Annotated in this window: 29 protein-coding genes; 21 read left to right on the top strand and 8 right to left on the bottom strand. The window is 40.2% G+C overall.

What is annotated here, in order from left to right:
* Positions 1 to 2 precede the first annotated feature (2 nt).
* From GQR47_RS16215 to GQR47_RS16205, 3 genes are all read left to right on the top strand, one after another.
* Positions 3 to 3,581: a M1 family aminopeptidase gene (locus tag GQR47_RS16215; RefSeq protein ID WP_165724134.1), complete on the top strand. Its 3,579-nt coding sequence runs from the start codon at positions 3 to 5 to the stop codon at positions 3,579 to 3,581.
* A 183-nt stretch (positions 3,582 to 3,764) separates the two neighbouring features.
* On the top strand, positions 3,765 to 4,076 hold the full coding sequence (locus tag GQR47_RS16210; RefSeq protein WP_002959514.1) for a Bor family protein: 312 nt from the start codon (positions 3,765 to 3,767) through the stop codon (positions 4,074 to 4,076).
* The gene (locus GQR47_RS16205; protein ID WP_024595213.1) at positions 4,073 to 4,402 is read left to right on the top strand and encodes a hypothetical protein; all 330 of its coding nucleotides are present in this window, start codon (positions 4,073 to 4,075) and stop codon (positions 4,400 to 4,402) included. Before GQR47_RS16210 ends, GQR47_RS16205 begins: the two co-directional genes overlap by 4 nt.
* A 13-nt stretch (positions 4,403 to 4,415) precedes the next feature.
* On the opposite strand, the gene GQR47_RS16200 is transcribed toward GQR47_RS16205, so the two are convergent.
* From GQR47_RS16200 to GQR47_RS16165, 8 genes are all read right to left on the bottom strand, one after another.
* A complete protein-coding gene (locus tag GQR47_RS16200) occupies positions 4,416 to 5,654 on the bottom strand; it encodes an ABC transporter permease (RefSeq protein WP_024595212.1) in 1,239 nt (412 codons plus the stop codon).
* The gene (locus tag GQR47_RS16195) at positions 5,647 to 6,354 is read right to left on the bottom strand and encodes an ABC transporter ATP-binding protein (protein WP_024595211.1); all 708 of its coding nucleotides are present in this window, start codon (positions 6,352 to 6,354) and stop codon (positions 5,647 to 5,649) included. The genes GQR47_RS16200 and GQR47_RS16195 overlap by 8 nt, the downstream gene beginning before the upstream one ends.
* Entirely contained in the window at positions 6,354 to 7,520 is a 1,167-nt protein-coding gene (locus GQR47_RS16190) for an efflux RND transporter periplasmic adaptor subunit (protein ID WP_024595210.1), read from the bottom strand. The genes GQR47_RS16195 and GQR47_RS16190 overlap by 1 nt, the downstream gene beginning before the upstream one ends.
* 55 nt (positions 7,521 to 7,575) lie before the next feature.
* Complete coding sequence (locus GQR47_RS16185; protein ID WP_024595209.1) at positions 7,576 to 8,289, bottom strand: YIP1 family protein; 714 nt, start codon at positions 8,287 to 8,289, stop codon at positions 7,576 to 7,578.
* A 192-nt stretch (positions 8,290 to 8,481) separates the two neighbouring features.
* The gene (locus GQR47_RS16180; RefSeq protein WP_024591363.1) at positions 8,482 to 9,168 is read right to left on the bottom strand and encodes a TorF family putative porin; all 687 of its coding nucleotides are present in this window, start codon (positions 9,166 to 9,168) and stop codon (positions 8,482 to 8,484) included.
* Between the two features lie 276 nt (positions 9,169 to 9,444).
* Positions 9,445 to 10,608 (bottom strand): hypothetical protein, encoded by a 1,164-nt coding sequence (locus GQR47_RS16175; protein WP_024595208.1) that lies wholly within the window; start codon positions 10,606 to 10,608, stop codon positions 9,445 to 9,447.
* A 155-nt stretch (positions 10,609 to 10,763) separates the two neighbouring features.
* Entirely contained in the window at positions 10,764 to 10,964 is a 201-nt protein-coding gene (locus GQR47_RS16170; protein ID WP_024595207.1) for a helix-turn-helix transcriptional regulator, read from the bottom strand.
* A gap of 8 nt (positions 10,965 to 10,972) precedes the next feature.
* Positions 10,973 to 11,398 (bottom strand): hypothetical protein, encoded by a 426-nt coding sequence (locus tag GQR47_RS16165; RefSeq protein ID WP_024595206.1) that lies wholly within the window; start codon positions 11,396 to 11,398, stop codon positions 10,973 to 10,975.
* Positions 11,399 to 11,630: 232 nt separating this feature from the next.
* Between GQR47_RS16165 and GQR47_RS16160 the strand changes: the two genes are divergently transcribed.
* The 18 genes from GQR47_RS16160 (at position 11,631) to rplQ (ending at position 22,350) form a co-directional block, all read left to right on the top strand.
* Positions 11,631 to 13,601 (top strand): AsmA family protein, encoded by a 1,971-nt coding sequence (locus tag GQR47_RS16160; RefSeq protein WP_024595205.1) that lies wholly within the window; start codon positions 11,631 to 11,633, stop codon positions 13,599 to 13,601.
* Between the two features lie 272 nt (positions 13,602 to 13,873).
* Positions 13,874 to 14,242 carry a 50S ribosomal protein L14 gene (rplN, locus tag GQR47_RS16155; RefSeq protein ID WP_002959498.1) on the top strand — a complete coding sequence of 123 codons (369 nt, stop codon included), beginning with the start codon at positions 13,874 to 13,876 and terminating at the stop codon, positions 14,240 to 14,242.
* Positions 14,243 to 14,252: 10 nt separating this feature from the next.
* Entirely contained in the window at positions 14,253 to 14,567 is a 315-nt protein-coding gene (gene rplX / locus GQR47_RS16150) for a 50S ribosomal protein L24 (RefSeq protein WP_002959496.1), read from the top strand.
* A 16-nt stretch (positions 14,568 to 14,583) separates the two neighbouring features.
* Positions 14,584 to 15,123, top strand: a complete 540-nt coding sequence (gene rplE, locus GQR47_RS16145) for a 50S ribosomal protein L5 (RefSeq protein WP_010554915.1) — start codon at positions 14,584 to 14,586, stop codon at positions 15,121 to 15,123.
* Positions 15,124 to 15,133: 10 nt separating this feature from the next.
* Positions 15,134 to 15,439, top strand: a complete 306-nt coding sequence (gene rpsN, locus GQR47_RS16140) for a 30S ribosomal protein S14 (protein WP_006794245.1) — start codon at positions 15,134 to 15,136, stop codon at positions 15,437 to 15,439.
* Between the two features lie 21 nt (positions 15,440 to 15,460).
* On the top strand, positions 15,461 to 15,853 hold the full coding sequence (gene rpsH / locus GQR47_RS16135) for a 30S ribosomal protein S8 (RefSeq protein ID WP_002959491.1): 393 nt from the start codon (positions 15,461 to 15,463) through the stop codon (positions 15,851 to 15,853).
* A gap of 13 nt (positions 15,854 to 15,866) precedes the next feature.
* On the top strand, positions 15,867 to 16,400 hold the full coding sequence (rplF, locus tag GQR47_RS16130) for a 50S ribosomal protein L6 (protein ID WP_002959488.1): 534 nt from the start codon (positions 15,867 to 15,869) through the stop codon (positions 16,398 to 16,400).
* A gap of 9 nt (positions 16,401 to 16,409) precedes the next feature.
* Complete coding sequence (gene rplR / locus GQR47_RS16125) at positions 16,410 to 16,760, top strand: 50S ribosomal protein L18 (protein WP_002959486.1); 351 nt, start codon at positions 16,410 to 16,412, stop codon at positions 16,758 to 16,760.
* Positions 16,761 to 16,769: 9 nt separating this feature from the next.
* On the top strand, positions 16,770 to 17,276 hold the full coding sequence (gene rpsE, locus GQR47_RS16120) for a 30S ribosomal protein S5 (protein ID WP_002959485.1): 507 nt from the start codon (positions 16,770 to 16,772) through the stop codon (positions 17,274 to 17,276).
* A gap of 2 nt (positions 17,277 to 17,278) precedes the next feature.
* A complete protein-coding gene (gene rpmD / locus GQR47_RS16115) occupies positions 17,279 to 17,461 on the top strand; it encodes a 50S ribosomal protein L30 (RefSeq protein WP_002959482.1) in 183 nt (60 codons plus the stop codon).
* Positions 17,462 to 17,465: 4 nt separating this feature from the next.
* Positions 17,466 to 17,900, top strand: a complete 435-nt coding sequence (rplO, locus tag GQR47_RS16110; RefSeq protein ID WP_002959480.1) for a 50S ribosomal protein L15 — start codon at positions 17,466 to 17,468, stop codon at positions 17,898 to 17,900.
* 10 nt (positions 17,901 to 17,910) lie between these two features.
* Positions 17,911 to 19,239 carry a preprotein translocase subunit SecY gene (gene secY, locus GQR47_RS16105; RefSeq protein WP_002959478.1) on the top strand — a complete coding sequence of 443 codons (1,329 nt, stop codon included), beginning with the start codon at positions 17,911 to 17,913 and terminating at the stop codon, positions 19,237 to 19,239.
* Positions 19,240 to 19,261: 22 nt separating this feature from the next.
* Complete coding sequence (rpmJ, locus tag GQR47_RS16100) at positions 19,262 to 19,375, top strand: 50S ribosomal protein L36 (protein ID WP_002959476.1); 114 nt, start codon at positions 19,262 to 19,264, stop codon at positions 19,373 to 19,375.
* Between the two features lie 125 nt (positions 19,376 to 19,500).
* Positions 19,501 to 19,857 (top strand): 30S ribosomal protein S13, encoded by a 357-nt coding sequence (gene rpsM / locus GQR47_RS16095; RefSeq protein ID WP_002959473.1) that lies wholly within the window; start codon positions 19,501 to 19,503, stop codon positions 19,855 to 19,857.
* A 12-nt stretch (positions 19,858 to 19,869) separates the two neighbouring features.
* A complete protein-coding gene (rpsK, locus tag GQR47_RS16090; protein ID WP_002959471.1) occupies positions 19,870 to 20,256 on the top strand; it encodes a 30S ribosomal protein S11 in 387 nt (128 codons plus the stop codon).
* 21 nt (positions 20,257 to 20,277) lie between these two features.
* Positions 20,278 to 20,898, top strand: coding sequence for a 30S ribosomal protein S4 (gene rpsD, locus GQR47_RS16085; RefSeq protein WP_002959461.1), 621 nt, complete (start codon positions 20,278 to 20,280; stop codon positions 20,896 to 20,898).
* A 24-nt stretch (positions 20,899 to 20,922) separates the two neighbouring features.
* Entirely contained in the window at positions 20,923 to 21,909 is a 987-nt protein-coding gene (gene rpoA / locus GQR47_RS16080; protein ID WP_002959452.1) for a DNA-directed RNA polymerase subunit alpha, read from the top strand.
* Between the two features lie 39 nt (positions 21,910 to 21,948).
* Positions 21,949 to 22,350: a 50S ribosomal protein L17 gene (rplQ, locus tag GQR47_RS16075; protein ID WP_002959450.1), complete on the top strand. Its 402-nt coding sequence runs from the start codon at positions 21,949 to 21,951 to the stop codon at positions 22,348 to 22,350.
* Positions 22,351 to 23,063: the final 713 nt, after the last annotated feature.

The raw sequence follows: 23,063 nt of genomic DNA, 5'->3' as shown, positions 1-23,063 counted from the left end.
CTATGTTTTTTAATATGCTCGCGTTTGAGCTGCGCTATTTTATGCGTCAGCCTTCGTTTTATGTGACCTCATTAATATTCTTTTTTATGGCGTTTTTTATAAGCTCCAGTAGTAAGTTTCCGTTAGGTGGGGCTAATGTTCATATGAACTCGCCTTATACCATTATGGTTTTAACGGTTACCTTTTGTACGCTTGCTATGTTTTTAGTGGTTAACTTTGTTGCAAGCTCAGCGATTCGCAACAGCGAGACCAAAATGGATGAGCTGGTGTTTAGTAAGCCCGTTAACCCGCTTGCTTATCAATCAGGGCGTTTTTTTGGTTCTTACTTAGTTGTACTTATTGTGTTTTTAAGCGTGCCACTAGGCGTATTTTTGGGATCTCACTTTGGCTTGTTGGTTGGCTGGCTCGATAGCGAGCTAGTAGGCCCCAATAAGTTTATATATTACGCAGCGCCTTTTTTATATTTAGCAGTGCCAAGCTTATTGGTCCTCAGTGCTATTTTTAATAGTGTGGCGGTCTATTTTAAAACCATGATGGCGGTATATGTAACGGCCGTGGTGGTTTATATAACCTACCAATTGGCGAGTATCTATTTTGATGATTTAGCGTTTAGAAATATTGTTGTTTACGCAGACCCATTTGGCACAGGGTCGTTAATTGACTTAACCCGTTACTGGACTGTAAGTGATAAAAATACTGAAGTGTTAACGCTTTCGGGCGATTTTTTAATTAACCGTATTTTATGGGTAGCAATAAGTTTAGCGATGTTTTTTGGCCTCGGAAAGTTAGGTAATCGCGTAGTCACTAAAAAACAGAAAAAGCAATTTGCTGTCTCTACGTTTGTAAAAAATAAACAAGCAGCACTTATTAGCAGCGCTAAAAATTACAAGTCAAAAGGGGTAAATACGAAATCGCAATTAGTAATGCGCAGCTTATTTGAACTTAAGCAAGTTATATTAAGTGCCCCTTTTATGATTTTAGCGGGTGTCAGTATTACTATGTTACTCGCACCACTTTTTGCACCTATTGGCGCATATGGCACAACGGATTGGCCGCTCACACAAAACATGGTGGGCATAATTCAAAACTCCTCCGCTTTGTTTATGTTTATCATTATTGCTTATTACAGCGCAGAGCTGGTTTGGCGAGAACGCCAAAGTGGTATGGGTGATATTGTTGACAGTTTCCCGGTGCATAACAGTGTGTTTTGGGTATCTAAAATTATTGCGTTAATCACTGCAGTTTGTGGCCTTTATTTAGTAGGCATGATGTTTACCATTGCAGTGCAACTGTTTAAGGGGCAATTTAACCTAGAGCTTGGTCAGTACTTATTTAGGTTGGGTTACCTTACATTACTGCCTTTAATTATGATGGCTATATTGGCGTTCTTTTTACAAATAATTAGCCCTAATAAATACATAGGTATGGGTTTGTTTATTCTGTATTACATTACTCAAATGGTAATGGGTGCTTACGGGTTTGAGCATCATATGTATCATTTTTCTCAAAGCAGTAGCGTACCGTATTCTGATATAAATGGTTATGGACATTTTTTACAAGGCGCGCATTGGTATACCCTATATTGGGGGGCATTGAGTGTGTTTTTAGCTATTGTAGGGTTTGCTTTATGGCATCGCGGCCCGTCGCAAACATTGCGTACTCGTTTATCTTTAGTACGTTACAACATGTCTTTAAAAGGCCAGATTGCAGCCGTTATAAGTTTATTGGTATTTGTGGGCGCGGGTTATAACATTTATTACAACACCCGTGTAATCAACGAGTTTGTAACAAGTGATGATAACGAAGCGCTACAAGTAAGGTATGAGCAAGAGTTATCACAATACAAAGACTTGCCACTGCCTATAATAACTGATGTTGATTTAAACATTGATATTTATCCTAAAAAGCGTGCTTTAAATGCCGTGGCTAAAATTAAGTTTACCAATACCGCAAACGAGCCAATAACCCGTGTGTTAATCAACGAGCCTAGCCAATCTAAAAGCTGGGATGTAAAAATGGCGGGCGGAAAAATAGTAGAGCGTTTAACCGATTTTGGCATGGTATGGTTTGAGTTTGAACAACCGCTAATGCCCAATGAAGTGCGAGAAGGCGAGCTCTCAGTTTCTCGTGAACACGACGGTTTTGTTGATAGAAGATCTGATACTCAACTCGTGCACAACGGTACATTTGTAAATAATGGAGAATTATTACCAAATTTTGGTTATCAAAAGTATTTTCAAATTGCCGATAAGTATGAGCGCCGCAAGCACGAGTTACCTGAACTTGAGCGCGCACATAAACTAGAAGACAGCCGTTATTATACGCAAAATGAGTTTGGGCCTGCTAATGGGTTTATAAACTATAAGGCAACGGTAACCACCGATGAGTCACAATTTGCGATTACTCCAGGTTACTTAAAAAGTGAGAGTGTAAAAGCTGGACGCCGCACCTTTGTTTATGAAATGGATGCTCCAATTATAAACTTTTACTCTGTGCTTTCGGCAGAGCTTGAAAGTAAAAAGGTTGAGCATAATGGGGTAAATATTGAGGTGTACTACCACAAAGATCATACATGGAATGTTGACCGCATGATTGAGTCAGTTCAAGACTCAATAGATTACTACACACAAGCCTTTGGCCCGTATCAGCATAGACAGCTTCGTATTATTGAATTTCCTAAGTATCGCTCGTTTGCGCAAAGTTTTGCCAATACGGTACCTTACTCAGAAAGTATTGGTTTTATTACAGACCTAAGAGATGAGAGTAAAGTTGACCTACCTTACTATGTAACCGCACATGAAGTTGCGCACCAATGGTGGGGGCATCAAGTATCGGGGGCTAATGTAGAGGGCAGTGCTGTTATTTCTGAAACACTTTCCCAGTACAGTGCGCTTATGGTGCTAAAAAAACGCTTTGGCGCCGAGAAGCTCCGTAAATTCTTAAAGTACGAGTTAGATAAATACTTAATGGGCCGTACTGGCGAAGCCTTTGAAGAAATGCCACTATATAAAACGCAGGCTCAACAATACCTTCATTACAATAAAGGCTCAGTTGCGATGATGGCGATTTATGATCGTTTAGGTGAAGTACGCTTAAATGCAGCACTTAAAGCGTTTTTGAATGAGTTTAAATATCAATCAACGCCATATCCAACCACACTTGATTTACTTAGTTATTTAAAGCGAGATGCAACACAAGCTGAACAGCGTTTTATTGATGATCAGTTTAAATATATAACGCTTTATGAGCTTGAAATGAAAGAAGTGTCGGTTACAGATGATGTTGATGGCGAAGGTTTTTATACAGTAACACTGAGCGTTGAAGCAACTAAGCAGCATGCCGATGGACAAGGTGAAGAAACTGAGCAGCCGCTCGATGAGCTAATTGATATTGCATTATTTAGCGACGACCCTGAAAACTTACTCGCTGAAGACTTTGTTATTTACTCGCAAAAGCATCAAATAGTATCTGGTAATAATACTATTGAGCTAAAAGTAAAAGAAAAACCATTATTTGCAGGGGTTGATCCTTACATTAAGCTGGTCGATAAAGACAGTAAAAACAACTTAGCTAAGTTTTAAAGTCTATTTATTTACTAAGCACTTAAACTGACTACTCTAAAGGCCGCATTTATGCGGCCTTTATGTGTAATAAACTGTATAAAACTTCATAGCGTTTCTACATATTCCCCACAGCTTTTTACGCTAATATTTTATGTTCTCTTATAAAGTTACCTTACTGATATTTAGTTTATAAGGAAGAGTATGAAGCCATTAATAATAGGGGCGATAGCATTAAGCCTCAGTGCTTGTTCTGCGGTAACCATTCAGCCACAGGCAACAGCAAAAATAACGAGCCAAGCTAATTACGAAGATAGCCGCCCATTTTATTTATGGGGATTAGTGGGTGAGCAGCGGGTAGACGTAAAACAAATATGTTCAAATACACCCGTTATTCAAATGCAGTCACAACAAACGTTTAGTGATGGAGCGCTTAGTTTAATTACGCTTGGAATATACTCGCCCCATACCATTAAAGTGTGGTGCCAAGAGCAAGTACTAGGGGAGACATTATGAGCATCAAGCTATTTGCAGCCGGTTGCACACTGATTATTTTAACGGGGTGTACAAATATTTACTTTGATAACGGTATGCAGAGCAAAGTAAGCAATAAAGCGCTAAAAAGCTCACAGTGGCATCATAATTTTGCACTTGCGTTGTACGAGGGATCAGAGCCGTTAGATTTAACAAAACATTGCCCACAAGGGGAGTGGCAAAGCGTTCATACGTATAAATCGTTTACTAATAGTTTAGCTGAGGTGGTTGTGAATCAAATTAGCCCAGCTTGGTACCCTAAAACAGTAGAAGTACAATGTAATAAGGTACCATTTAAAGCTAAATAATTATTTAAAATAGTTATTCGTAACGCAATGCATCTATAGGGTTTAGTCTTGCTGCTTTAATAGCAGGGGCTAAACCAAATATAATCCCAATCATTGATGTAAATCCGAACGATAGTATTACAGCCCATACTGGTATGTATGCATCAGGCATACTTGGGACTAAAAACGAAATAAGCCCTGCGGCGCCATATCCTATAATGAGTCCTATTAAACCACCAAAAAGTGAAAGCACAACGGCTTCAACTAAAAACTGCAGCATAATAAAACCAGGTGTTGCGCCTAGTGCTTTTAATGTACCAATAACGCGTGTGCGTTCAGTTACCGACACTAGCATTATGTTCATAACACCAATACCGCCAACAAGTAAGCTAATGCCAACAATACCAGCAGTAATAGCAGTAGCACTGCTGGTAAATTTATCTATTTGAGCACGAGATTTTTCAGCGGTTTCAAATTCAAAGTCGTTTTCATCTTTCTCTTTTAGTTTATGTAGTTGGCGCAATACACGAGTGATTTTTGCAAGCACTTGTTCTTCGTTAGTACCTTTATTTAACCTAAACATAATTTGCACATTAGTTTGTGTACTTCCGCCTTCTAAAGCACTCATGGTACTAATTGGAATATTAATGTAATCGTCTTGGTCAAAACCAAATAAGCTACCTTGTTTTTCAGCAACGCCAATAATTCTAAACCATTCACCACCTAGCTTTATATATTCACCTACTGGGTTTTCAGGAAGGTTTAGTTTTTCTATGATTGAAGGGCCGATAAATGCGACCCTTCTTCGCTTATCATCGTCCTCAGCACGAATAAAGCGACCAAGTTCAGGATAAGTACGATACGCTTTTTGATAGTCTTGCTCGGTACCGATAACACGCGATGAATGGCTTTTATTTCCATACTCAGCTCCCCCCGAAAAGCGCCAGGTAAACATTAGGGCAGTTAGCGTTTCAGCTTCTTTTATACGCGACTTTAGAGCTAAAAAATCGTCGTAGGTAAGCTTGGCATTTTTACCAACCATTTCGAGTTCAATACTAGTGTAAGGCTTTATTGTTGTTACATCTGGCGACATATCAGCAAGTTGATCATTTATTTGCTTTGTAAAACCCTGCATTACTGCAACGACAGTAACTACGGCGGCAACACCAATAATAATGCCCAAACAGGTCAGTGCGCTGCGCATTGCATTAGCTTTAATAGCTGAAAAAGCGGCCTTAGTGCCTTCCATTATCGCAAGAGCTGATTTAAACATGCTGCTTGATTCCTTCATCTTTAGTTACATCACTTACCACTTTACCGTCCACTAAACGAATCACGCGTTGGCAATGATCGGCAATTTCTTGCTCATGTGTTACTAAAATAATAGTGTGACCTTCGTTATGCAGCTCATCAAACAAATCCATAATTTCGCGGGTCGTTTTACTATCAAGATTACCTGTGGGTTCATCTCCTAATAATATATGTGGTTTTGTGACTAAAGCGCGGGCAATCGCAACACGTTGACGTTGCCCGCCCGATAGTTGGCTAGATAAATGATTAACTTTATCACCGAGACCTACCCGCTTTAGTGCTTCTAAAGCTTGTTGCTTTCGTTGTTTACTAGGAATAAAGCGATATACTAAAGGCTGCATTACATTTTCTAGTGCGGTTGCACGTGGTATTAAGTTAAAGCTTTGAAATATAAACCCGACACTTTCATTACGCTGATGAGCAAGCTCTGTCTCGGTCATACTTTTTACTAGTTTATCTTTTAAGTAGTATTCGCCACTGCTGGGTGTATCTAAACAGCCTAATAAGTTCATTAAGGTCGACTTGCCTGAACCAGAAGGTCCTATAATCGCCACGTATTCGTTTTGCATTATATGTACTTTTACATCATCAAGTGCCTTAAATACCTCTGAGCCCATTTTGTATTGTTTATTAATATGCTCTAGCTTGATTACCGCAGACATTAGGCTTCTTCCTTGTCTGCATCTGATTTAAGTTTTACCACATCACCTTCAGTCAGAAGACTTACTGGGCGCGCAGGGCCAATAACTATTTTGTCGCCCTCATTTAAGCCGTCAGTAATTGCTTGTTCTATATCAGATGATATTCCAACAGTTACGGCAATTTTGCTAACGGTGTTATCACTATTTAGTCGCCATACAAATGTTTTATCGTCTTCTTTTTGGATTGCTTCTATTGGAAGTTTTAAACCGTTTTCGGCAATGCTTGTTGCGATCTCTGCTCTACAACTCATTCCTGCATATAGCTGGCGCTCAGTAGTATCGAGTAATACTTTTACTTTAAACGATAAACCTTGAGAGCCGGCTTGGTTTTTAGCTGAAGTACCAATATTGATTACTGTGCCGCTAAATGGTTTATTAGGGTATGCGGCCGCATAAATATTCGCTTTTTGGTTAAGCTTAATGCTCGCAATGTCGGTTTCATCCACACGTAGCTCGGCTAAGATAGCGCTAGGATCGGCTACTAGCATTAAATCAGAGCCAATAATATTAGTAGTACCGGCTATAACGGTTTCACCTTCTTTAATATTTACAGATGCAAGCAAGCCGCTCATTGGAGCTCTAAATACACTTTTACTTAAGCGATCTTGCGCAATTTGTAGTGACGCTTGTGCTTGGTTGTACGACTCTATTCGTGATTCAATATCGATTTTAGCTAGATCGCGTGCGCTTTCAATATTCTCGTAGCTCTCTTGATTACCTAAACCGACATCATATAAGTCTTTTTGTCTTTTAAGTTGGCGCTCTAGGTTAGCAAGGCGTGTTTTATTGTGTTTAATTTCAATTTCTGTGGCGCGAAGGATTGCTTTACTACGGGTAACTTCTGATTCAAAGGCAGTTGTATCAAGGCGCATTAACATATCGCCTTGTTTAACTCCTTGGCCTTCTTGAACAAATATTTTATCTACTCGGCCCGTCACTTCAGAGCGTAATTGCACTTGTGTATTAAAAACTAAATTACCTGAAGCCATTATTGAGTCAGCAATGTCGCCAAGCTCTACTTGAGCAATATTTACTTCGGCTTGTTTTTCATCGCCAGAAATTTGCTTTGACACAATTAGGGCTATAAATGCGCCTACAGCGAGTGTGATGATTATTGCTTTTTTCATTTTATCTATCCGTGAATTAAGTAATGTGGAGCTAGTATCTACCTCCACTTAAGAGTTAACTTGCTGCAATGATTGCCCAAATACCAAAAATAATAATTGAAGGAAGAGCAGAGAATAGGAGTGCTTTGTTAGTTGAAAAATTAGTCCAGCATTTTAAGCCGATCATTCCCAGCGAAATGCTCCAAAAGCTAAATAAGTTTATTGATTCTAATAAGCTATAAAAAGGATGGCCAATTTCAAGTCCTATTATTAATTGGTTAATAGATGCGTAGCTAAATACGGCTTGTTGAGATATTTGATCTGTACTTGCACTTAGTACAAGAGCAATTGTTCCTAGGCTTGAAATAACAACTGGCATCATTGTCCAGGTAGCGAATCCATACCAAGCTCCGTAGCTATGTTCTGATTCAGGATCTTGTTTAGCCACAAGCATATAATAAAGTGCCACTAATGCATTCATGATAGCCAGCGCAATTACGCCGCCAAACAAACCAAACCATATTTGGCCTTCTGCATTTTGCTCTATACTTTGGCGAATCATTTTTTGCTCGCCAATCGTCGCATCAATAGTTGATGCTGCTACTTGCTCATTAATCAAAAACTGCATATCAACAGTGGAATAAAAAATATAAATACTCGCCATTGAAACTAAAGACATGACTATAAAAGCAAGCCATGACCAACCTTTGGCGTGTTCAACACCATTGAAAGCTTTACTAGGACTTATATAAATATCGAGTAGGGCGCTAAACGCGTTAGGTGATTTCATTATTATTCCTTTATACCTATTTTATGGCTAGGCAGTTATAAATGCCCAGTGACTAGGTAATAGAATAAAGGAAAATGTATGTATTGTTTTCATTCAATTGTAACGGTTTGTTAACAGATGTGAGGGGTCTTGTGCAAAAACGAGAAAAGGGCCAAAAGGCCCTTCGTGTCGCAGCAAGTAACACATTCTTTCTTATAAATTAAAGTCTACAGAATAAGCAACGTAAGCTTTAATATCTGAATCATCCATATCTGTATCAGACAAACCAAAAGTAAAACCGTCTTTCGAGATTGATACACCGTAATCTAAGATATTATCATCGCCAATAAAGTCACCAGAGTAGTGGCCTAAGTGAAGTGCCATTTCAGTGCCGTTACTGCCAACAGCAAAACCGTAATCAGCTGTCAGGTAAAGTGAATCACCAAAGTCTGTACCATCACCACTTGCAGCTGATGTTGCAAGTACTGAAGCACCAAATGTAAAGCCTTCAACACTGATGCTACCGTAAATTTCAGAGAAATCTGCGTCAGCTTCAGAAGCTGCATCTGGGTAAGCGTAATAAATATAGCCAACATCATAGCTAACGCTTTCGTTAATGTCGCCACCAAAGCCTGCATATAAATCAAGCTCATAGGTCATTTCATCTGCCCACGATGCATTTGAAGCCCAAGTACCTGCATAAAAGCCCGATTCATTGGCGTAATCAATACCGCCTGAAATAGCTGCATCGCCCCCAGTTTGCTCTTGACCACGCCATAAGTAGTTTGATGTTGCCGCTGCGTTTGCTGTTACTTCAGCATGTACGGCTGTTGACGTTAAAGATGTTGCGCCCATTAATGCTATAGCACTTATAGCGATGGTTTTTTTTAGTTTTAGCATGTCCATTTCCCGTTATATGATTTTTGCTCGCCAAGGTTTTTATTATGTATTCGGAACCTTTAGGCTGACGGCTTTTTATTGTTTAACTAACGAGATAATTGCACTGTATGTGCCAGCTTCATTATTTTTTATTAAAAATTATTTTTATACATTAAAAACATGAGCTTGTATTTTATAGATTGAGAAGAGATATGGTATGTAGGGAGATGTTGCGCACACTGCTGGTGCATAAATTAACCTAGCCGCACCATAAAAGTACGGCTAAATTAGAAGTTTTTAGCCAAATATAGTGCGCATAAGGCTAATTGTTTCGTTTACACTACGACCTTTTTGAACTTCACTCACAATTGAATCGCGCTTACTGCGAATGTGCTCAGGAATATCGTCAGCAGCAAGTGCGCGGTCTACTAAAATTTCTGCAGACTCTTTACCTCTACGCTGAGTTTTACCTGTCGTAGTTGTAGTTCGTTTAGGCTTACTTAACAGTTTGATGTAGTTAGAGTTATCTGGTGTTTTTGCATCAGCATAGTGAAAGAAACATGGGATTAGTGCTTTAATAGCAACTAATTGTTCTTCTAACCCATTACTAGGTTTAGCCATTTTGTACCATGACATAGCTTGAATACCTTTTACAATATCTTGCCAGTAACGCTCAAAATCACTATTTTTTAGTTTAGAAACACCAAGGGCACCGCATAATGCATCTAATCGATTGTTTGTGATCGGAGTAAATATATCAGGGCGACGCATTGCAAGCAGTCGTGTTGCAGGCGCAAGTGTTGGTTTTTCATTATTGTCGGTGAATATTTTTGAATAAGCAGCAACAAATTGTTGATATTCGTATTGAGTAATGTCACCTTCAAGTGGAATATTTACTAGTGCATCGTCAAAGGCACCTGGTAAATCGCCAAGCATTTGATGAAAGCTCTTCGCACTTTTTGTTGATGCAAACCATTCAACGTCAAAGTTGTATGTGCTTGGATCATGTGATGCCATGTGCTTACCGCTAAACGCAAGTAAATCTTCAGGAATCATATCTTTAAGAGATTGTTCACGAATGCTTTTAATGTAGTCTACTAAGCGAAGCTGTTCATCAAGAGCAATAACGTCTTTGTGTTGTTCTACAAATACACTTACTACAGGCCACGGAGCAATACGTAAAGTTTTAACCTGTAAAAAGCTGATAGCTGAAATAAGCTGATCGTGTAGCTTCTTAAGTACTGGTAATTGCTGCGGCTCTAGTAAATCGTAGTTCATACGATCTCTGCTTGCACTTAGCAATTCGTAACACCAAGGTAAAAAATCATCAGGGTGGTTTTCTACTTTCACGGCCATAAGGTTAAGGCTTAATTCTGAAGATTGCTTCAGAATGTTCTGATAGATTTGATTTTCTTGTTCGCCTAGCGTCATTTTTGACGGTGAAATTAGCAGTTTTTTCATGCCTTGTAGAATCTCCGGTTTAGATATATATTTTTTTGCTGGTCCATTTTAGCGCAATTACGCTAATAACAACAGCGCTGTCCTCCATACGTTGTAATTGAAGTAGCTAAATCGGTATTTTTGCTAATAGAATGAGACTAACGCTTTAACATGTATCAATCATTTTTATCTAGTACAAAGAGACTTTCAACTGAGGTATTAAAATGCTTTGCTATTTTTAGAGCAATTATTACCGAAGGGGTAAACCGGTTTGTTTCTACGGTACTTATTGTTTTGCGCGACACGTTAATAGCATCAGCAAGTTCTTGTTGTGAAAGCCCAGCTTCTTTTCGGTACTTTGCTATGTTATTTTGCATTTCCTCTCCTAATCACGATTTTGCCAAAGTAATGAAGCGCCATATACCAAGAGCATGATACCTAGATAGAACATTGCCATATTTGCATGCGAAACATCGCTAGGTATTGAATCGTTACTATACAAAACACCAAGAAGGCAAAATACAAATGCAAAACTTAAATGTTTATAGGCATTAGTATCAATGGTGTTTAGAAACTCATCTTTATAAGCGTATTGAAAATACATTTTTAACGGAAAGCCCCCTTTAATGAGGTAAATAATCACTATAACTACATAAAAAGAAACGCCCAATCCAACAAATAATAACCCTTCGTTATCGTGCTTTATTAGTGAGTAAACATTGAGAAGTAAACAAACCATGGCTGTGCTTATACTAAGCCATATATTTTGACTCATAAACTTTTCTTCAGTTTTAATATCCTGTTGTTTCATAATATTCATCCTGTGATAGTATTTATTTTTTGTAACCTATGGGTATCAATGTAACCTTAAGGTTTCACCGGGTCAATATTTATTTGTAACCTAAAGGTATCAAAATGTTTCAGGGGCGATTCAGGATAAGAATGTAATATCTAATAAAAAGCTTTTTTATCAGAACGACAATGATTTTAAGGCTAACACTCGCTATGATAAGAACATTATTTGCACGTTTTAAAGGACGATCATGAAAACCTTACTTAAAATTGTAGGTGTAATACTTTTACTATGTATAGCACTAATTTTTGCCGCACCGTTTCTAATCCCTACTGATACTATTTTTAACAAAGTGTCGCAGCAGGTAGAACAAACAACTGGGCGCACTCTTACCATTAAAGGTGATAAAACACTTAGCGTATTCCCTGCATTAAAGTTAGAACTTAACGACGTGCATTTTGCAAATATGGAATCAGGTTCGCGCGCCGATATGGCGAGTATGAAACAGCTTGCTGTACACATACCTTGGTTTTCATTATTTGGTGGTGAGTTTAAATTAGATAAGTTTGTTATAAACGAACCAAATATCCTATTAGAAACCGACAAAAATGGTAAAGCCAATTGGCAGTTGTTTGATGCAGTTGCAGAGCAACCAAAAGAGCAGAGCCAATCAGGTGAAGCGATAAAGCTTCCAGATAACTTTGATATTGAGTTGGGTGAAGTTGCTATTTATGGCGGCACATTTACTTATCTAGATGGTCAAACAGGTGCCAAACAACAAATTAGCGATTTAGAACTCGCTATTTTACTTCCTTCACTTCGTAAAACATTAGAAGTAAAAGGGGGTATTACTTATATGCAAGAGCGTTTTGATCTTGATATAAAATTAGATACTCCTGCTAAAGCAATTGAAGGTGCTACTTTTAATGTTAAACAAACCTTAGATTCTCGTTTAGTTGATTTAACGTTCGAAGGGAGCATAGCTAAGCAAGGCCAAGATATTAAAGGTCAGTTAGCACTAAGCGGTGAGTCTGTTAAAAGTATTGCGAAATGGCAAGGTATAGAGCTAGACGCTAAAGACAATGCATTTAACGGATTTAGTGTAAACGGTAAAATGCACCTACTAGGTGAGAAATTTAATCTAGAAGATTTAGTTGCGACGTTAGACGCATTAGAAATAAAAGGTAAGAGCGAGCTTAACCTAGGTAAGCGTTTAGCAGTAAATGCTGATATTGATTTAGGTATGCTTGACTTAAACCCGTATCTACCTGAAGCAGTGGCAAAACAAGAAGAGCCAGAAGAGCAAGAAGATAAACCTGCAGAGCCAATAGTATGGGATGACACTAAAATTGATTTAAGTGCATTAAATTCACTAGATGCAAATGTAGTGATTCGTTCAAGTGGATTAAAAGCAAATGATATTAAATTAGGCGCAAATCAATTTACTGTTGCTTTAAAAAATAGCGTTGCAAAACTAAGCCTAGATAGCTTTTCTGCTTATGAAGGGTCAGGTAAAGGCGTTATCAATGTAAACGCACAGCAAGTACCTTATAAAATATCAACTAACTTTGACTTAGCTGGAATAGATGCACAGCCTTTATTAACGGATGCGGCAGGTTTTGACAAGCTAATGGGTAAGGGGTCTTTAAATTGGAACCTAAACACAACTGGCCAAAGTCAAAAGTCGTTTATTGGTGCGCTTAATGGAAAGCTTGGATTTGAGTTTGCTGATGGAGCTGTAAAAGGTGCAAATATAGCTGAGATGGTTCGTAAAGGTAAGGAACTCATTTCAGGTAACTTTGGTGCTGCATCTGAAGGGCTTGATACCGGATTTGAAGAATCTGAGCAAACAGATTTTTCAGCATTAACTGGAAGTTTTAACTTTACTAATGGCGTTGGCAAAAATACCGACCTATCACTTATCAGCCCACTTATTAGAATATCAGGTGAAGGCGACGTTGATTTACCGCAAACAACGGTCAACTATCGTTTGGTTACAGGTATAGTTGGATCTATCGAAGGTCAGGGAACTACCGATGACAGCACTGGCTTTAAAATACCACTACGTATAAAAGGGCCTTTCCACGATGTAGGTATAAAGCTAGATGTTGGTGATGCGCTCAAAGATGAAGCTAAGCAGAAGGTCGATGAGGCAAAAGAAAAAGCCAAAGACAAAGCAAAAGATAAAATTAAAGATAAATTAAAAGGTTTATTTGGTTAATTTATTACACTTTAAACAAACAAGGCACATTACAGGTGCCTTGTTTGTTTTGTAACCACCTGTAAAATAGCTACATAGCCGTAATTACTCAGCTTTAATTTCCCATCACTCCAAATTAATTAAAAAATAACCTATCGCTACCCCCTCAATGCTGGTACAATTGCCCGCCCTTAAGAGACAACTCGTTTGTTTTTGAGTGGGATTTAATCGAAATGTCTTGATTTTAAACAAATTTAAGACACGTTGTAATTACTACACCGGAGGTCATTAACATGATCCAAATGCAAACTCAGCTGGAAGTTGCTGATAACAGCGGCGCTCGCAAAGTGCAGTGTATAAAAGTCCTTGGTGGTTCTCACCGTCGCTACGCAGCGATTGGCGACATCATTAAAGTTTCTGTAAAAGAAGCTATTCCTCGCGGTAAAGTGAAGAAAGGTGATGTTAAAAACGCGGTAGTTGTGCGTACCAGAAAAGGTGTTCGCCGTCCAGATGGTTCTCTGATCCGTTTTGACAGCAACGCTGCTGTTATCTTAAATGATAACTTACAGCCAATTGGTACACGTATTTTCGGCCCTGTGACTCGCGAACTTCGTAATGATAAGTTCATGAAAATCGTTTCACTAGCCCCAGAAGTACTGTAAGGAGCCAATCATGGCAGCAAAAATACGTCGTGATGACGAAGTAATCGTACTAGCAGGTAAAGACAAAGGTAAGCGCGGAAAAGTGCTTTCAGTTGTTACTGAATCTGGTCGAATCTTTGTCGAAGGCATAAACTTGATCAAGAAACACCAAAAGCCGGTTCCACAATTGAACCAAGCTGGCGGCATTGTTGAGAAAGAAGCATCTATGGATGCATCAAACGTTGCGATCTTCAACTCGGAAACGAGTAAAGCTGATCGTGTAGGTTTCAAGATTGAAGATGGTAAGAAATTACGTATCTTTAAATCTACTGGTAAAACTATCTAATAGTTGGAGTAGAATGATGGCGAAACTGCATGAAGTATATAAAGACAAAGTAGTTGCTGAACTTCAAGAGAAGTTTGGTTTCAGCTCTGTCATGCAAGTCCCTCAGATCGAAAAGATCACATTGAATATGGGCGTGGGCGAAGCCCTAGCTGACAAGAAGATTTTAGATAACGCAGTAGCGGATCTAGCAGCAATCTCTGGTCAGAAACCTTTAATCACTAAAGCACGCAAATCTGTTGCTGGCTTTAAAGTGCGTGAAGGCTACCCGATTGGTTGTAAAGTAACCCTACGCGGCGAGCGTATGTGGGACTTTTTTGAGCGTTTGGTATCAATCGCTATCCCACGTATTCGTGACTTCCGTGGCGTAAGTGCAAAGTCTTTTGATGGACGTGGCAACTACAGCATGGGCGTACGTGAACAAATCATCTTCCCAGAAATCGATTACGATAAAGTAGACCGTGTACGCGGTATGGATATTACTATCACTACTTCTGCGAAATCTGATGAGGAAGGCCGTGCGTTGTTAGAAGCGTTTAACTTCCCATTTAAGAAATAAGGGTAGGGTTATGGCAAAGAATTCTATGAAAGCGCGCGAAGCAAAGCGCACAAAACTAGTTGCTCAGTACGCTGAAAAGCGCGCTGCACTAAAAGCTATCATCAGTGATGTTAACACATCTGAAGATGATCGTTGGGACGCGGTACTTAAGCTACAAGCTTTACCACGTGATTCTAGCCCTGCACGTCAACGTAATCGTTGTAACATTACGGGCCGCCCACATGGTTTCCTTCGCAAATTCGGCATGAGCCGTATTAAAGTTCGCGAAGCAGCTATGCGCGGTGAAATTCCTGGCCTTAAAAAGGCTAGCTGGTAATAGAATCATGGGAGTAAGACTATGAGCTTGCAAGATCCTATCGCGGATTTGTTCACACGAATTCGTAACGGTCAATCAGCGAAGAAAGTATCTGTAACGATGCCAACTTCAAAGCTGAAAGTAGCATTAGCTAAAGTACTAAAAGACGAAGGTTATATCGTAGATTTCGCTGTTAACGGCGAAACTAAACCTGAGCTTTCTATCGAGTTGAAGTACTTCGAAGGCAAAGCTGTAATTGAAAATATCCAGCGTGTAAGTCGCCCTGGTTTACGTATCTATAAGAAACGTGACCAATTACCTAAGGTAATGGGTGGTCTTGGTATCGCTATCGTATCAACTTCTAAAGGCCTAATGACAGACCGCGCAGCACGTAGTGCTGGTGTTGGTGGTGAAATCATTGGTTTTGTAGCTTAATCGGAGGGGAACTATGTCTCGCATAGCAAAGGCACCAATTACTGTTCCTGCCGGTGTAGAAGTTACATTAAAAGGCCAGGAAATCACAGTTAAAGGCAAAAACGGTGAACTTACTCGTACAATCAACAACGCTGTTGAAGTTCAAGTAAATGACAACGTTATTACTACTTTACCTCGTGATGGCGTAGCTAATGCATGGGCTCAAGCAGGTACTGCTCGCGCTCTAATCAACAACATGGTTGTTGGTACGCATGAAGGTTACGAGAAGAAACTTCAGTTAGTAGGCGTGGGTTACCGTGCTGCAGCGAAGGGTAAAACATTAGATTTAACTCTTGGCTTCTCACACCCAGTTAATTTCGCAGTTCCTGAAGGAATTACGATTGAAACTCCAAGCCAAACAGAAGTTCTAGTTAAGGGCGTAGACAAGCAGTTAGTTGGTCAAACAGCTGCTAACATTCGTGCATACCGTAAACCTGAGCCTTATAAAGGTAAGGGTGTTCGTTATTCAGATGAGAATGTACGCCGTAAAGAGGCTAAGAAGAAGTAAGGTAAGACGATGGATAAAAAAACAGCTCGTCTACGTCGTGCTAAACGCACTCGTAGAAATTATATTGAACAAGGCACAACGCGTCTTGTTATCCACCGCACGCCACGTCACATATACGCTCAAGTTGTAAATGCTGAGGGTAATGTACTGGCTGCTGCTTCTACTGTTGAAAAGGCTATTAGCGAAACAGTTAAAGGCACCGGTAACGTTGAAGCTGCGCAAGCAGTTGGCAAAGCGGTTGCTGAACGTGCGGCTGACAAAGGCATCGAAAAGATTGCTTTTGATCGCAGTGGCTTTAAATATCACGGCCGTGTGAAGGCGCTAGCTGATGCTGCGCGTGAAGCCGGTTTGCAATTCTAGGAGTAGACTATGGCTAACGTAGAAGCAAAGCAACAACAGCCTGATCTAGCTGAAAAGCTAATCGCGGTGAACCGTGTGTCTAAAGTAGTTAAAGGTGGTCGTATCTTTAGCTTTACTGCACTAACTGTAGTTGGTGACGGCGCAGGTAAAGTAGGTTTTGGTTATGGTAAAGCACGTGAAGTTCCAGCTGCTATTCAAAAAGCAATGGAAAAAGCACGTCGCAACATGATCAATGTAGACCTAAATGGCAATACATTACAGCATCCTGTTAAGGGACGTCATGCTGGCTCACTAGTGTTCATGAAACCAGCCTCTGAAGGTACTGGTATCATCGCAGGTGGTGCTATGCGTGCAGTACTAGAAGTGACTGGTGTTCAGAACGTACTTTCTAAATGTTACGGTTCTACTAACCCAATCAACGTAGTACGTGCAACGATTTCGGCTCTTGAGAATATGAATTCTCCACAGTCAATCGCTGCAAAACGTGGCCTTCGCGTAGACGAAATACTGGGGTAACCATGGCAAATCAAACTGTAAAAGTAACACAAGTAAAAAGCTCTATCGGTCGTTTACCGAAACATAAAGCTACATTACGCGGTCTTGGTTTACGTCGTATCAACCACACTGTTGAGTTAGAAGACACAGCATGTGTACGTGGTATGATAAACAAGGTTTCTTACATGGTTAAGGTAGAGGGTTAATTCGATGCATTTGAATACACTTTCACCTGCTGCAGGTTCAAAAACTGCTCCAAAACGTGTTGGTCGTGGTATCGGTTCTGGTCTAGGTAAGACTGGTGGTCGTGGTCACAAAGGTCAAAAATCACGTTCTGGCGGCAAAGTACGCGTTGGTTTTGAAGGCGGTCAAATGCCTATGCAACGTCGTCTACCTAAATTTGGTTTTACTTCTCGCAAATCTTTAGTATCTGCAGAAATAAACCTTTTTGAAATCGCTAAAGTTGAAGGCGATGTGGTAGACCTAAGCGCGTTACAAGCAGCTGGTCTAGTTAAAAAGAACGTTCTTTTCGTTAAAGTTGTTAAATCTGGCGAAGTTTCACGCGCTGTTACCGTTAAAGGCCTTAAAGCCTCTAAAGGTGCTCGCGAAGCTATTGAAGCTGCCGGAGGCAAGGTAGAAGACTAAGGAAGTACTAATGGCTAAACCAGGTCAAGATACAAAAAGTGCACAAGGTGGACTTTCGGAATTGAAGCGCCGATTACTCTTCGTATTGGGTGCTATCATAATTTACCGTCTAGGTTCATTTGTGCCGATCCCTGGGATTGACGCCGCTGTACTTGCCGATTTCTTCGAGCAACAAAAGGGCACCATTGTTGAAATGTTCAACATGTTCAGTGGTGGTGCACTTGAGCGAGCTTCAGTGTTAGCACTGGGTATTATGCCGTATATCTCGGCTTCGATTATTACGCAACTATTAACGCATATGTATCCTCCGTTTATAGAGCTTAAGAAAGAAGGTGAGCAAGGGCGTAAAAAAATTAGCCAGTACACACGCTATGGCACGCTTGTGCTAGCTACTATTCAATCAATCGGTATTGCTACTAGCTTACCGGGCATGATGGAGGGGTTAGTTGTTAACCCTGGTATGGGTTTCTATTTCACCGCTGTGGTGAGTTTAGTTACTGGTACTATGTTCCTTATGTGGTTGGGTGAACAAATAACAGAGCGTGGTATCGGTAACGGTATCTCTGTTCTAATATTTGTTGGTATTGTAGCTAACTTGCCGTCTGCTATTGGTTCGACAGTCGAAATGGCGCGCCAAGGTGATTTGAATGTTTTTGTACTGTTGATGGTTGCGGTAATCGTATTCGCTGTTACTTATCTTGTAGTGTTTTTCGAACGTGGACAACGTCGTATTGTTGTTAACTACGCTAAACGCCAACAAGGTCGTCAAGTATTTGCTGCCCAAAGCACGCATTTACCACTAAAAGTAAATATGGCGGGTGTTATTCCACCAATCTTCGCTAGCAGTATAATTCTGTTCCCTGGTACAATTGCTAGCTGGTTCGGCCAAGGTGAAGGTCCAGTCGCTGATGTATTACAAGCTGTTGCTACTACGTTGACTCCAGGTCAACCGTTGTACTCGCTTGTTTTAGCTGCGGCTATTATCTTCTTCTGCTTTTTCTACACAGCGTTGGTTTTTAACCCACGTGAAACAGCAGATAACCTTAAGAAATCTGGCGCATTTATCCCAGGTATTCGTCCAGGTGAGCAGACATCTAAATACATTGATAAAGTGATGACACGCCTGACATTGGCAGGTGCTTTGTATATAACCTTTATCTGTCTGGTGCCTGAATTCATGACGATGGCGTGGCAAACGCCATTCTACTTCGGCGGTACATCAGTTTTGATTATCGTTGTAGTAATCATGGACTTTATGGCACAAGTACAGACTCACCTGATGTCTCATCAGTATGATTCTGTGCTGAAAAAAGCGAACCTTAAAGGCTACGGTCGATAAGGTCAGTTTACGGAGTTGAGCAATGAAAGTACGTGCTTCCGTTAAGAAAATATGCCGTAACTGTAAAGTTATTAAACGTGCTGGTGTAGTACGCGTAATTTGCAGTGAGCCTAAGCATAAGCAAAGGCAAGGCTAAGTAAACAGTCGTGCAGGCTGAGTTTTCTCGGCCTGTGTTTTTAGTAGTGATTTGGTCTTCGTTTGAGTATCCTTACGGGCTTTTCAAACTTTTGATTACCAAATTCGAATATAGGAGATGTGTTAGTGGCCCGTATTGCTGGCATTAACGTCCCTGATCATAAACATGCAGTTATTGGTTTAACAGCTATTTATGGCATAGGTAAGACTCGCTCTAAGGCTATCTTAGAAGCGACTGGTATCGCCGAAACCACAAAAATCGGTGAACTTTCAGACGAAATTCTTGACGTACTGCGTGATGCAGTTGGCAAGTACACTGTTGAAGGTGATCTTCGTCGTGAAGTTACTTTAAATATCAAGCGCCTAATGGACCTTGGTTGTTATCGTGGCCTACGTCACCGTCGCTCTTTACCACTACGTGGTCAAAGAACTAAGACTAACGCGCGCACCCGTAAGGGTCCTCGTAAGCCTATTAAGCGATAAGGGGATAGTATTATGGCTAAGACACCAATTCGTCGTAAAAAGGTTAAAAAACAAGTTGCTGATGGTATGGCTCATGTTCATGCGTCTTTCAACAACACTATTGTAACGATTACCGACCGTCAAGGTAATGCACTATCATGGGCTACTGCCGGTGGTTCAGGTTTCCGTGGTTCACGTAAATCTACACCATTTGCTGCTCAGGTTGCTGCAGAGCGTGCAGGTACTGCTGCTCAAGAATACGGTTTAAAAAATCTAGAAGTTTTCATTAAAGGTCCAGGTCCAGGTCGTGAATCTGCTGTACGTGCTTTGAATGCTGCTGGTTACCGTATTACCAACATTACTGACGTGACGCCAATACCACATAATGGTTGTCGTCCACCGAAGAAACGTCGCGTTTAACAATAGGTTAGGAGAAATAACATGGCAAGATATTTGGGCCCTAAGCTCAAGCTGAGTCGTCGTGAAGGTACTGACCTGTTCCTTAAGAGCGGCGTAAGAGCTATCGACTCTAAGTGTAAACTTGAGACTGCACCTGGTCAGCACGGCGCTCGTAAAGGTCGCTTATCTGATTACGGTTTACAATTACGTGAAAAGCAAAAAGTACGTCGTATCTACGGTGTATTAGAAAAGCAATTCCGTAACTACTACAAAGAAGCTGCTCGCCTTAAAGGCAACACAGGTGAAAACTTGTTACAGCTTTTAGAGCAACGTTTAGACAATGTTGTATATCGCATGGGTTTTGCTAGCACACGTGCAGAAGCACGTCAGTTAGTAAGCCATAAAGCGATTTTAGTTAATGGTCGTGTTGTGAACATTCCTTCATACGTAATTACTCCAGAAGATACTGTTGTAATCCGTGAGAAGTCTAAGACGCAAGCACGTATCATCGCTGCTCTAGAGTTGGCTGAGCAACGTGAAAAGCCGACTTGGGTTGAAGTTGACGGTAAGAAATTGGAAGGCAGCTTTAAGCGTCTACCTGAGCGTTCAGACCTGTCTGCGGACATTAATGAACAACTAATCGTCGAACTTTACTCTAAGTAAAGTTAAGAGTTAAGAGAGGATAAAATGCAGGGTTCTGTTACAGAATTTCTAAAACCAAGGTTAGTCGACATCGACGCTATCAACCCAACGCGTTCTAAAATAGTTTTAGAACCATTAGAGCGTGGCTTTGGCCATACTCTGGGTAATGCTTTACGCCGTATATTACTTTCATCTATGCCTGGATGTGCAGTAACTGAAGTTGAAATCGACGGTGTATTACATGAGTACAGCGCGAAAGAAGGCGTTCAAGAAGACATCATTGAAATACTATTAAACCTTAAAGGTTTAGCAGTAACGTTAGAAGGCAAAGATGAAGTTTTTCTGACCCTGACTAAATCTGGTGTAGGCCCTGTTACTGCGGCTGATATTCAGCACGATGGCGATGTAACAATTGCTAATCCAGATCACGTTATTTGTAATTTAACTACAAATAACAGCGAGATCAGCATGCGTATTCGTGTTGAACGTGGTCGTGGTTATGTGCCGGCATCTAGTCGTTTATCCTCTGATGACGATGAGCGTCCAATTGGTAGATTGTTGCTTGATGCATCATTTAGCCCAGTTGAACGTATTGCGTACTCGGTTGAATCAGCTCGAGTTGAGCAACGTACAGATTTAGACAAGTTAATCATTGATATGGAAACAAACGGCACTTTAGATCCAGAAGAAGCGATCCGCCGTGCGTCTACTATCTTAGCTGAGCAATTAGATGCATTCGTAGATTTACGTGATGTAACTGAGCCAGAAGAGAAAGAAGAGAAGCCAGAATTCGATCCTATTCTACTTCGTCCAGTTGATGATCTTGAGTTAACAGTACGCTCAGCAAATTGTTTGAAAGCCGAGCAAATTCAATATATCGGTGATTTAGTTCAGCGCACTGAAGTTGAGCTTCTTAAAACGCCTAATTTAGGTAAGAAGTCTCTAACTGAAATTAAAGACGTGCTAGCTTCACGTGGACTTTCTCTAGGCATGCGCCTAGAAAATTGGCCACCTGCAAGCTTAGCTGAATAATCTAAATCACTATATTAGTTTAGTTAGAAGGATAGGGTCATGCGCCATCGTAAGAGTGGTCGTCAATTAAACCGTAACAGTAGCCATCGTAAAGCGATGTTTAGCAATATGGCAGGTTCTTTGGTGAAACATGAAATCATCAAAACTACTTTGCCAAAAGCGAAAGAGTTACGTCGTGTAATTGAACCTTTAATCACACTGGCTAAGACTGACAGTGTAGCAAATCGCCGTTTAGCGTTTGCTCGCACGCGTGATAATGAAGTTGTTGGTAAATTATTCAGTGAAATCGGTCCACGTAACGCGGATCGTCCAGGTGGTTACACTCGTATTCTTAAGTGTGGCTTCCGTACTGGTGATAATGCACCAATGGCTTATATTGAACTAGTTGGTCGCCCAGCGACTAGCGAAGCAGTTCAAGAAGACGCACAGTCTGCAGAGTAAGTCTTAAAGAAACCTAAAAGCCGAGCTTATGCTCGGCTTTTTCTTGCCTAAAATTTGTCAAACTATATGAACCAGTAATTACCTTCTATTATGTGCATCGACTCATAGATTCTGAATCGATAGGTTGTTTTACAGTTATTTTAATAGCTCTGCTTAGTTACCCTTTACTTACCATCGATCCAAAATAGCCTATCCGATTTTAGTTAAAGAGCATTTTTACTTTATATAGTGATTTACAGTTTTTAATAATAGCACTTCGAATTTAACTGCCATTAAGCAATCCCTAACGAAGTTTTTATTGATTAGAGCTGATCAGAAGATATAAGGGTCGCTCTCTTATCTATATACCGGTACTAAGAACCTCATAGTAAAGCTAAACATTGGGGCCTTAGTAAACTCACTTCTCAAATAAAAATATAGCCCAATGAATTTAAATCTCAGCTTTTGACTATTTCAAATGATTTTAGTAAAACGACTCTTAACTTATTGGTTGGCTTTTTCAGCATTGATGATCCAAATATGTCTCTACTGATCACTAGTTACCATAACTTTGACTTTAAATAGCTCTATAAACCTTTCAATACAGGTGGTTTAGTTGTGTTTTTGAGCGTTTAGCTCAAATACTCAGCGAACAGCACATTATTTCAAGTTTTCTTCAAAAAAGGGTTGATCTGTTTTCGGATCTCCCTATAATGCGACCCCACTGAGACGGG

It is taken from the genome of Pseudoalteromonas sp. Z1A2 (genome assembly GCF_011378755.1).
Taxonomy (GTDB): domain Bacteria; phylum Pseudomonadota; class Gammaproteobacteria; order Enterobacterales; family Alteromonadaceae; genus Pseudoalteromonas; species Pseudoalteromonas distincta.
This window is presented reverse-complemented; position numbering and strand designations above follow the sequence as displayed.

What these genes read in the sequence shown, in the direction of transcription:
- GQR47_RS16195 (WP_024595211.1), bottom strand. Translation starts at nt 6,354, where the DNA reads ATGTCTGCGGTAATCAAGCTAGAGCATATTAATAAACAATACAAAATG.
- rplF (WP_002959488.1), top strand. Translation starts at nt 15,867, where the DNA reads ATGTCTCGCATAGCAAAGGCACCAATTACTGTTCCTGCCGGTGTAGAA.
- rpsN (WP_006794245.1), top strand. Translation starts at nt 15,134, where the DNA reads ATGGCAAAGAATTCTATGAAAGCGCGCGAAGCAAAGCGCACAAAACTA.
- rpmD (WP_002959482.1), top strand. Translation starts at nt 17,279, where the DNA reads ATGGCAAATCAAACTGTAAAAGTAACACAAGTAAAAAGCTCTATCGGT.
- GQR47_RS16215 (WP_165724134.1), top strand. Translation starts at nt 3, where the DNA reads ATGTTTTTTAATATGCTCGCGTTTGAGCTGCGCTATTTTATGCGTCAG.
- GQR47_RS16160 (WP_024595205.1), top strand. Translation starts at nt 11,631, where the DNA reads ATGAAAACCTTACTTAAAATTGTAGGTGTAATACTTTTACTATGTATA.
- GQR47_RS16180 (WP_024591363.1), bottom strand. Translation starts at nt 9,168, where the DNA reads ATGCTAAAACTAAAAAAAACCATCGCTATAAGTGCTATAGCATTAATG.
- rpmJ (WP_002959476.1), top strand. Translation starts at nt 19,262, where the DNA reads ATGAAAGTACGTGCTTCCGTTAAGAAAATATGCCGTAACTGTAAAGTT.
- GQR47_RS16170 (WP_024595207.1), bottom strand. Translation starts at nt 10,964, where the DNA reads ATGCAAAATAACATAGCAAAGTACCGAAAAGAAGCTGGGCTTTCACAA.
- secY (WP_002959478.1), top strand. Translation starts at nt 17,911, where the DNA reads ATGGCTAAACCAGGTCAAGATACAAAAAGTGCACAAGGTGGACTTTCG.
- rplE (WP_010554915.1), top strand. Translation starts at nt 14,584, where the DNA reads ATGGCGAAACTGCATGAAGTATATAAAGACAAAGTAGTTGCTGAACTT.
- rplQ (WP_002959450.1), top strand. Translation starts at nt 21,949, where the DNA reads ATGCGCCATCGTAAGAGTGGTCGTCAATTAAACCGTAACAGTAGCCAT.
- rplN (WP_002959498.1), top strand. Translation starts at nt 13,874, where the DNA reads ATGATCCAAATGCAAACTCAGCTGGAAGTTGCTGATAACAGCGGCGCT.
- GQR47_RS16165 (WP_024595206.1), bottom strand. Translation starts at nt 11,398, where the DNA reads ATGAAACAACAGGATATTAAAACTGAAGAAAAGTTTATGAGTCAAAAT.
- rplR (WP_002959486.1), top strand. Translation starts at nt 16,410, where the DNA reads ATGGATAAAAAAACAGCTCGTCTACGTCGTGCTAAACGCACTCGTAGA.
- rplO (WP_002959480.1), top strand. Translation starts at nt 17,466, where the DNA reads ATGCATTTGAATACACTTTCACCTGCTGCAGGTTCAAAAACTGCTCCA.
- GQR47_RS16175 (WP_024595208.1), bottom strand. Translation starts at nt 10,608, where the DNA reads ATGAAAAAACTGCTAATTTCACCGTCAAAAATGACGCTAGGCGAACAA.
- rpsK (WP_002959471.1), top strand. Translation starts at nt 19,870, where the DNA reads ATGGCTAAGACACCAATTCGTCGTAAAAAGGTTAAAAAACAAGTTGCT.
- GQR47_RS16205 (WP_024595213.1), top strand. Translation starts at nt 4,073, where the DNA reads ATGAGCATCAAGCTATTTGCAGCCGGTTGCACACTGATTATTTTAACG.
- rpsE (WP_002959485.1), top strand. Translation starts at nt 16,770, where the DNA reads ATGGCTAACGTAGAAGCAAAGCAACAACAGCCTGATCTAGCTGAAAAG.
- rpsH (WP_002959491.1), top strand. Translation starts at nt 15,461, where the DNA reads ATGAGCTTGCAAGATCCTATCGCGGATTTGTTCACACGAATTCGTAAC.
- GQR47_RS16200 (WP_024595212.1), bottom strand. Translation starts at nt 5,654, where the DNA reads ATGTTTAAATCAGCTCTTGCGATAATGGAAGGCACTAAGGCCGCTTTT.
- rpsD (WP_002959461.1), top strand. Translation starts at nt 20,278, where the DNA reads ATGGCAAGATATTTGGGCCCTAAGCTCAAGCTGAGTCGTCGTGAAGGT.
- rpoA (WP_002959452.1), top strand. Translation starts at nt 20,923, where the DNA reads ATGCAGGGTTCTGTTACAGAATTTCTAAAACCAAGGTTAGTCGACATC.
- GQR47_RS16185 (WP_024595209.1), bottom strand. Translation starts at nt 8,289, where the DNA reads ATGAAATCACCTAACGCGTTTAGCGCCCTACTCGATATTTATATAAGT.
- GQR47_RS16210 (WP_002959514.1), top strand. Translation starts at nt 3,765, where the DNA reads ATGAAGCCATTAATAATAGGGGCGATAGCATTAAGCCTCAGTGCTTGT.
- GQR47_RS16190 (WP_024595210.1), bottom strand. Translation starts at nt 7,520, where the DNA reads ATGAAAAAAGCAATAATCATCACACTCGCTGTAGGCGCATTTATAGCC.
- rplX (WP_002959496.1), top strand. Translation starts at nt 14,253, where the DNA reads ATGGCAGCAAAAATACGTCGTGATGACGAAGTAATCGTACTAGCAGGT.